Here is a 1,496-nt window from a genome sequence, read left to right as displayed (position 1 = left end):
TAATTCTCCACCTATAATCTTTGATTTAGGTGGAGATGTAAGCACGGGCGACCTATTCTAAGGATTTAGGTTTATTGCTGATAATTGATGCTAAATGCAAATAATGCTAAGTTATACCTATATTCAAGTTGACTGACAAACCATGCTTAAAGCCTATAAATACAGAATTTACCCAAACTACGAACAGCGAGTGCTAATCGAAAAGCATTTTGGCTGTAGTCGGTTTGTGTTCAATTGGGCGTTGGCATTGCAAAAACGCTACTATGCTATGTTTGGCAAATCATTATCACGTAGCAAAATCCAAAGCCATTTAGTAAAAAAGAAAAAGAAAGCTCAGTTTGCATGGCTAAACGAGGTCAATAGCCAATCACTACTAAATGCCTTACTAAATGTCTATACCGCTTTTACTAACTTCTTCAAAGGTCATGCCAAATTTCCACGGTTCAAATCTAAAAAAATCCCACAGCGTAGTTATCAATGCCCTCAACATTGCACCGTAAACTTTGAGCAAGGTATTATCAATCTACCTAAAATAAAAGGCATCAAAACCGTATTTAGCCGTGAATTTGTTGGTAATATCAAAACCGTTACTATTAGTAAAACCGCCACAGGCAAATACTATGCAAGCGTACTGGTTGATAATGCTGATATATTGCCAACGCCTACGACCATTGAACCTAGATTAACGGTTGGCATTGACTTAGGTATTAGTCACTTACTCAATCTATCAGATGGTAGCAAATTTGATAACCCAAAGCATTTAGCCAAAGCCAGTAAACGACTTGCTATACAGCAAAAAATCTTTGCTCGTAAACAAAAGACCAGTAAGAACTATCAAAAACAAAAATTAGCTGTTGCTCGTATTCATGAAAAAGTACGCAACGCTCGATTAGACTTACATCACAAAATCACGCATAGCCTTATCTGTGAAAACCAAGCGACAAGCTATGCGATAGAAGATTTAGGTGTGAAAAACATGGTAAAGAACCGAAAACTTGCCAAAGCGATTAATGACGTGGGTTGGGGGCAGTTTGTTACCCTGCTTACCTACAAGGCGAATTGGTATGGTAAAAACATTCTAAAAGTGAGTCGGTTCTTTGCCAGTAGTAAAATTTGTTCGCATTGTCATCACAAATTAGATACTCTGCCGTTGTCAGTCAGAAATTGGACGTGCCCTAGCTGTCAAACACAGCATGACCGTGATACCAATGCAGCAAGCAATATACGCTCTCAGGCGTTAGCTGATGTAGCAGGACGTGCTACTGTGTAAAGAGTTCCTCCATGCCTATACCTATCAGCGTAGGTGGCATGGCGAAAGGTAACAACTTAGGTTGTTATGGGTCGCAAAGATTCCCCCACCATAACCGTTAGGTTTGGTGGTGGGAGTATGTCAATAACAGGTATCACTATAGCTTAGCAATACTTTACGTGAATACCACAGACCTCTATTTGTTGATAGGGGTCTTTTTTTGTTAAAATTAGCACTGTAAGAATGG

General features: G+C 39.2%; 1 protein-coding gene. It reads left to right on the top strand.

What is annotated here, in order from left to right:
• The first annotated feature begins 142 nt into the window (after nt 1–142).
• The gene (locus tag JMY02_RS13530) at nt 143–1,270 is read left to right on the top strand and encodes an RNA-guided endonuclease TnpB family protein (RefSeq protein ID WP_201599177.1); all 1,128 of its coding nucleotides are present in this window, start codon (nt 143–145) and stop codon (nt 1,268–1,270) included.
• The last annotated feature ends 226 nt before the right edge of the window (nt 1,271–1,496 follow it).

The organism is Psychrobacter vallis, from assembly GCF_904846715.1.
GTDB lineage: Bacteria > Pseudomonadota > Gammaproteobacteria > Pseudomonadales > Moraxellaceae > Psychrobacter > Psychrobacter vallis.
The sequence above is the reverse complement of the archived record's forward strand: the minus strand, read 5'-3'. Positions and strand labels throughout refer to the sequence as shown.

Coding starts and splice junctions, on each gene's coding strand:
- JMY02_RS13530 (WP_201599177.1), top strand. CDS start 143: ATGCTTAAAGCCTATAAATACAGAATTTACCCAAACTACGAACAGCGA.